Here is a 7,126-nt window from a genome sequence, read left to right as displayed (position 1 = left end):
GGGTCATTTTTTAACGTTATATGCTTGCTATGTAAGCATTATAACCTATTTTTATCGTATTTTATGTTTAAGTCCCGGTAAATTCCGAAGTCGCACCATATCTTGACCATTGATGTGACCCTTGGCAGGAGAAGCATAAAGCAAGACATTAGCAATCTTGGTGGCACTATTAGCTTTCTCAACATCTTTTGATACTTCATCTTGTTTATCAGAGTAACCGGGAAGGTCAATCAGATTACACGCTCTTAACAAAGGAGCATCTACATAAACTATAGCTGTATGTCCGCCGTCATTGCTGTCGTCAGAGTCATCATATTGGTGTACACCATATTTTTCTAGGAGGTCAAAGGAACCCAATTGCAAAAAATGCTTCTGACAACGCTCCCGATCCTCTAAATATAGGAAATCAAAATTTAGCTTACCGTTTTCATCTTGCCAAAATTTCTCATCAATAATTCCCACGTTTCCATCAAACCATCCGGGGCGACTTTCCACATGACAAACAATGGTAATGACTCTTGTTGCAGGCTGATAGCCTGTTGGCAATACTTTTTGGCCTAAAAGAGTATTAGCCAGATAGGATTTACCAGAGTCAAATGCTCCTGTCAAGACAACATTTGGTTTTTGGTAATACTTGTTAATTTGTTCTTGCAGATCGTTATGTCTACGTAGTTCCGTTGGCAATTCTAGCCAAGGTAAAAAAGAATTTTCATCGATATACTGATTAAGTAAATTTAGCCTGCGATAAAGTTCAGCGTAGGGACGGCCTGGTTCAATTCCTGGTAGTGGAGGTATTTCCTGTGACATGGCAGTTGCAATGTCTTCACCTAATATTTGCAGCCATTTTACTACCATTCCCATCGGAACTTGTGCAGGGAACTGCTCATAATGTCTAACCTGATCTACAGAAATTCCGATCCCGGTGGCCACTGATTCTTGACTGATACCTTTCTGTTCCCGATAGCGTCTAAAATTAATGTTCATAGCATTCTGCTACCCGCTAGTTTAACCCACAGGAAGTTATTTGGTTTTTATAATTATCTTCTAATTATGAATTTATCGAAGTAATAAAATGTCAAATTTTATCAGCAATTGAGACGAGCGATCTGTCAGAATTGGTCAGAGATGTCAGAAAATGTCAGAAAAAGTCTGATAAAATAAGAAAAACCCCTACACCTACTCGACCAATGGACGTTAAAGAAGTCTTGAGATTTGCCGAGGATCTGGTTTTCGCCAAAACAGGAGAACACTTGGACGATCTGCAAGAAGCTATTTTGCGGGGTGCATGGAAAGGTCAAAGATACTCTAAAATTGCAGAAGAATCTCACTGCACTGAAGGTCATGTCAGAAATGTGGCCTCTGAATTATGGCAAGTTCTTTCTGATGTCTTAGGTGAAGAACTGAATAAATCAAATTTTAAAACAACATTAGAAAGATGTCGATTCTCAATTATTTCATCAAATTTCGCGAAAGACTTTGGATCGATTAATAACATCAACGTTTGTGGAGACACTTTGCAACCTCCAGAAGTTACAAAAACCCGATCGCCCTCAACCCCCACCTCAGAAACCTCCAAACCCCAAACCCGACTAGACTTAGCCGATGCACCTCATATTTCATTATTGTGCGATCGCACATCCGAACTCGCCACCCTGGAAAAATGGATCGTCCAAGAAAAGTGCACCCTCGCAGCAATATCAGGACTCAGCGGCATCGGCAAAACCGCACTTTCCCTCCACCTCATCCCACAAATTCAGCATAACTTTGAATCCGTCATCTGGCGAAGTCTCCGCCACTCCCCACCCTTAGAAACTACCCTCAAAAATATCCTAGAATTTCTATTAAATAAACCAGAAATCGAACTCCCGACAAGCATTCTAGAGCGAATTTTCCTGTTAATGGAATATCTGCGAAAAAACCGCTGTCTCATCATCCTCGACGACGTGCAAAGCATTCTCAGCAGCGGGCAACTAGCAGGAAATTACCGCACAGAATGCGAAAATTATAGCATCCTCTTCAGACAAATCGGAGAAACCACCCACAACAGTTGTTTAATCCTCAACAGTTGGGAACCTCCCAGAGAAATTACCGCCTTAAAAGGTGAAAATTTACCGGTTCGCACCTTGCAACTCAAAGGCATAGATGCAGCAGCCGAAATTTTCCGACAAAAAAGTTTACTCAATCCCGAAACATGGGAAAACCTAATTAACACCTATCAAGGCAATCCCTTGTGGTTAAAAATAGTCGCCACCACTATTCAAGAAATATTCCGAGGCCGAGTTGCAGAGTTTTTGAAATATGATAGGCTATTTCTAGGGGAAGAATTGGCAGCAACATTGCACCCGCAGATAAATCGTTTGTCAGAATTAGAGAAAAAGCTAATCTCCCAGCTCAGCCGCGAAGCAAATTCAGTTTCAATAGAGCAATTGCTACAAGATGCCGATTTATCGCCCTCCGATTTATTCAACGGGCTGCAATCTTTGGGGAGGCGATCGTTAGTGGAAATAGAAGAACAGGAGAATGAAACGCTATTCAGCGTTTGTCCTGTGGTGAGACAATATGTAATATCAAATCCAGTTAATTAGCCACGATATCTGTAGGGAGACGGCAATGCCGTGTCTCCCATTTTGAGGACAGGGCATTGCCATGTCCGTACCCGCAGCGATGATTTAATATGAAATATGAATACTGCTGAACCTTCATTAACTAAAACCGAATTAAGACGATCGCTCCTCAACACCCGCAAATCCCTATCAGCACAAGAATGGAGACAAAAGAGCGATCGCCTCTGTAACCGCCTGCAAAACTCGCCCTTATTCAACCAAGCAAAAACAATCCTCGCCTACTTCAGTTGTCGCCAAGAACCAGATTTAAGTCCCCTATTTACATCTTCTGTGGAGGAGGCATCTTGCCTGCTCAATTCTGGAGACAGGCAAGATGCCTGTCCCACAAATGCCATTCCCAGCCCTAAAAAATGGGGATTTCCTCGGTGTGTCGGCAAAGAGCTATCTTGGCACATCTGGCAGCCCGGAGATGCTTTACATACTGGAGCTTATAGCATACTCGAACCACTGCCGGATGCTCCTAAAATAGACCGCTCAGAAGTAGATTTAATCCTCGTACCCGCAGTAGGTTGCGATGTTCGCGGCTATCGCTTGGGCTACGGCGGCGGCTATTACGATCGAATGTTCAGTTTAGCTGAGTGGGAATCAAAAATTGCGATCGGCACAATCTTTGAATTTGCCTTGGTCGCCCAACTACCAGTAGATTCGTGGGACAAACCGCTGCACGGAATTTGCACAGAAATAGATTTGACAATCATACAGCAAAAATCAAGAAGGTCGATCAAGCAATAAATTTTCAGTAATTATCCCTAGATCCATGTTTATATATAGCAACCGTCAGGGCGGCGCCGGACGAAAAGCGCAATACATCTTCGATCGCCAAAACGTAAACAATTAAACCGATCGATCTGACGGGGTGACAACCTTTTCAAAACCCGCACCAGTGGTGGATTGACCCAACTTGAACTCTCAAAAGATGGGGTCGAAATTATTAAGTGGCTCCATCTGTTAATTATGTTTCCTCAATCTTATCAGAACCATCTGGGGGGGTGACAACCCGCGCCAAAGCCAGAGGGGGTAAAGGGTGAGGTGATTTGTGGTAACAAAAGATAGGCAGCCTGTGTTATGACACGCTAGTCTATCTCAAAAAGTATGTTACCAACATTTTATCAGAGCCACTTACAAAAACAACTGATCCAGATCCAATTTATTCTACTCACAATCTTGCTCTCTTTAATACCATCCGAGAAACAAGTAAGATTAGAACCGCTCGCACTCATTATTGCCCTATCCCATTACAACTGAAAGTCGGCGCCGCAAATTGCCGAGATTTTTGGAAATACCTCAATTAGCGATCGCAGGCTCTTTGGTTTCCCTTAATCACTTATTGGTTAACGGGACTCAAACAAATTTCAAGCCAAAACAGAGCATCGAACTTGCTATGTGTAAGGCGAATACGTCACCATTATCTTGCAGCCCACCGACAAATCGATAAGATATAGCTGTTCTAAAAGCTAACAAGGCAGAGCGTAAATGTTTTCAAAGGTTTGTTAGCCCAACGCCTTCTCAATCCTCCGGTTAACTGTTGCAAAAAAATAAAACTGTAGGCGCCGAAAACTAATATGAAGTGCCTGTGAAGGCTTTTTATGCTTCTCACTTGATATTCTTTTAACCCTAACCAACATGAGAGCTTCACGGTAAAATACTTCCACCCAATTACGCCCTTGAATAAGTTGTGATTATCCCTTCTCCTGTCGCTTGGGTTCCGAGGGCATTAGTAAGTCGCTTCTGTCAATAAAATGGTGAATTGGTGGTTTACCACTCCTACTGCGTTGTTTGACATCTGTGTTAAGTTTTTTCGCTCGCGCAGGACCCAATAATCCCCCCAAATAGTGTCTCAACCCTTTTTTTGGGCTTGATGGCTAAACACATCATCGAACCGATCGCACCATTGCTCAAAGCAAGGGGGCATGGCGTCAGGCGTGGTTTCTTTCAAGGGTGTAGTTTGACGTAAAATCCTTATCCTATATACATTATAAGCTCTTTACTCTTATTTCATTGTTTAAGTCCCGCCAATTGTTCCAGCGCTGCATTGGTTTCAATGTTGTGACTTCCATCACTTGTAACACGGACTTGGTTCACCCAATACTTTCAGTATTATCACTGAAAAAAACCAGCACCATCACTTGCTCTCCGGAGAAACCAGGAGATGATTAAGGTGTCGAGTTCAAAACAATCCCATGTCTCCAGTTAACCTTCTCCCCGGCGCTATCAACGAATTAATCGCCACTGTCACCGATACTCACCGCCTTACTAAAGCTGACCGCTACGGCATGATGGCTGCCATCCTCGATGAGTCCATCAGCGAAGAAGAACGCGGCTCGCTCGATCGCCTGATTCGCTCCCTGGTCAAAGGTCGGATTCAAGTCACTGATGAACTTTCCATCGTCTCGTAAACAGAAAGCTGGTTGAGAACTCGATACTCTACAACAGCTTTCCATTAGAAAAGCTTAGACAACTCACTTATATAACTCTCTAGGGATAGCTTTTTGTATAATGCTTTTGACATAGACGATTAGCGTTGGCAACTTCATCAACATTATGACGGATAGCATCCAGCATCTCATCGAGCCGCACATTCAAGATTTGGGTGGATTCCAAGCCCGCCGCCTGCTTCCCTCAAACGTTCTAGCACTGGTAGGCCCGTTCATCTTTTTTGACCATCTCGGTCCAGCGGTGTTTCCACCCGGTCGCGGCGTGGATGTCAGACCGCATCCACACATCAACTTAGCGACCGTCACCTACCTGTTTGAAGGGGTTTTGATCCACCGCGATAGTGTCGGCAGCGTTCAAGAAATCCGTCCCGGCGCGGTGAACTGGATGACGGCAGGGCGAGGCATTGTCCACTCCGAACGCACGCCCCAGGACGAGCGCAGTAAAGAAGCCATCCTGCACGGCATCCAAACCTGGATAGCACTTCCCGACGAACACGAAGAAACCGACCCCTGGTTTCGGCACCATCCAGCAACCGATCTGCCTACTTGGGAGGATACAGGAGTTTCGTTCACCCTGATTGCGGGTGATGCCTATGGTCGCACTTCCCCAGTTCAAATATTTTCGCCCATGATTTATCTGGACGTGCAACTGACTCCTGGAAGAGAATTTACCTTACCGGGCAATTACAGCGAACAAGCGGTTTACAGCGTGACAGAGGGGCTTGCGATCGATGGAGTGCCTTTAGAACAGCATCGGTTGGCGGTTCTAACTTCAGGCACATCGGCAAACATTTCTGCTTCAGGCACGGCTAGGTGTATTGTGATTGGCGGTGAACCTGTCGGCGAGCGGCATAAGTGGTGGAATTTTGTTTCGAGCCGGCACTCGCGCATTGAGCAAGCTAAACTCGATTGGAGAGAGGGACGGTTTGCTCAGGTTCCTCAAGAGACAGAATTTATCCCGCTGCCAGAAGAGCCGCCTGCTCAAGAAGAACAGCCATTGTGAATAGCCCCAGCCATATCAATTAAGGAACTGTTTTTTGATTCAGAATCCGGTCTTTTCTCCTCCACTTTTAGCGGATATTATTCCTAAACCTTGGATGGCGTTAGGCGTTAAGCGCGGAAAAAAGAGCGATGGGGCGGGGCATAGCAAGGTATTCCCGAACCTTTTTGGCAATCGACCTCCAACTAAGTTTCGTTACTGTTTAAAGAATATTTTTAGCGAACACGGAAACGCGATCGCCCCTACCCCTGCACATCCTTTAATATCATGTCCGGTCGATTGACAGTGATACGATATTGAAAAACACCACCCCTTCAGATCGAGAATGCCAAGACGAATTACGATCGCACCTCATCTGATCCCATAAGAGCTTGATGGCTCGTTTCCGTCAGGCCAAAACAACCACGAGGGCCCATCATTACCAAATTATTTGGCTGCTGGCTTGCGGGAAAACCACCGCAGAAGTAATGGCGGTAACAGGTTATAGTCGCGGTTGGATTTATGAAGCGAGTCTTGGGAGACAACGATTATGAACCAGACTCTCTCGGAGATCCGCGTTGCCAAATACCGATCGGGACCCTCTACTCAATGATGTAGAACAAGCCTTATTGTGGCAAGTCCAAAAGCAGCCTCCCCTCTATTGGTGGCCAGAGCCAAAAGCTTCATCAACGCGAGGCTCCAAGCACGCTCCCTCACGCTCAGGAGGCAACGAAAGACGGACTCGCGGGCGAGAGCTCTGGCGCGTCATAAATCACCGGAGGCGCGATTGCTGTGTCGATCGCATCCCCCATAGCATCAATTGTCCAGATCGAGCGCGTCAGTTCCCTGAGATTCACGCGATCGACAACATCAATGAGAGTTTAGTTGAGATGACAGCTCCTGTCGGGTCGTACACCTGACGGGGTGACAACCCCGTCAAAACCGCTAGATGACTGGGTTGTCACCCCGTCAGGTAATTGCCCGAATTAATATCGGATGGTTTGGGATAATAAATAGACCTCTTGCGAAATTCTCAGGCGATCGCTAATTTATCTTCAAAGAAAGTTCATAATTATAAATACCAGCAA

7 protein-coding genes and 1 pseudogene are annotated in these 7,126 nt (G+C 45.2%); 6 read left to right on the top strand and 2 right to left on the bottom strand.

From position 1 onward, the window contains the following. Positions 1-51: 51 nt before the first annotated feature. Positions 52-984, bottom strand: coding sequence for a dynamin family protein (locus QUA13_RS30795; RefSeq protein ID WP_333204680.1), 933 nt, complete (start codon positions 982-984; stop codon positions 52-54). A gap of 203 nt (positions 985-1,187) precedes the next feature. On the opposite strand from QUA13_RS30795, the gene QUA13_RS30790 reads away from it, so the two are divergent. Together QUA13_RS30790 and QUA13_RS30785 are read left to right on the top strand one after the other, a co-directional pair. Continuing rightward, entirely contained in the window at positions 1,188-2,585 is a 1,398-nt protein-coding gene (locus QUA13_RS30790; protein ID WP_333204678.1) for an NB-ARC domain-containing protein, read from the top strand. 96 nt (positions 2,586-2,681) lie between these two features. After that, positions 2,682-3,356, top strand: coding sequence for a 5-formyltetrahydrofolate cyclo-ligase (locus tag QUA13_RS30785; RefSeq protein WP_333204676.1), 675 nt, complete (start codon positions 2,682-2,684; stop codon positions 3,354-3,356). A 609-nt stretch (positions 3,357-3,965) separates the two neighbouring features. Here the strand turns inward: QUA13_RS30785 and QUA13_RS30780 are convergent. After that, positions 3,966-4,301: pseudogene (locus QUA13_RS30780) on the bottom strand (IS701 family transposase); the annotation flags it as partial. A gap of 503 nt (positions 4,302-4,804) precedes the next feature. Here QUA13_RS30780 and QUA13_RS30775 point away from each other — a divergent pair. From QUA13_RS30775 to QUA13_RS30755, 4 genes are all read left to right on the top strand, one after another. Further along, complete coding sequence (locus tag QUA13_RS30775) at positions 4,805-5,020, top strand: hypothetical protein (protein WP_333193105.1); 216 nt, start codon at positions 4,805-4,807, stop codon at positions 5,018-5,020. A gap of 145 nt (positions 5,021-5,165) precedes the next feature. Continuing rightward, entirely contained in the window at positions 5,166-6,062 is an 897-nt protein-coding gene (locus QUA13_RS30770) for a pirin family protein (RefSeq protein WP_333204674.1), read from the top strand. A gap of 34 nt (positions 6,063-6,096) precedes the next feature. Next, positions 6,097-6,342, top strand: coding sequence for a hypothetical protein (locus tag QUA13_RS30765; RefSeq protein WP_333204672.1), 246 nt, complete (start codon positions 6,097-6,099; stop codon positions 6,340-6,342). Positions 6,343-6,616: 274 nt separating this feature from the next. Beyond that, on the top strand, positions 6,617-6,958 hold the full coding sequence (locus QUA13_RS30755; protein ID WP_333204670.1) for a hypothetical protein: 342 nt from the start codon (positions 6,617-6,619) through the stop codon (positions 6,956-6,958). The last annotated feature ends 168 nt before the right edge of the window (positions 6,959-7,126 follow it).

The organism is Microcoleus sp. S28C3, from assembly GCF_036700785.1.
GTDB classification, from domain to species: domain Bacteria; phylum Cyanobacteriota; class Cyanobacteriia; order Cyanobacteriales; family Microcoleaceae; genus Microcoleus; species Microcoleus asticus.
The sequence above is the reverse complement of the archived record's forward strand: the minus strand, read 5'-3'. Positions and strand labels throughout refer to the sequence as shown.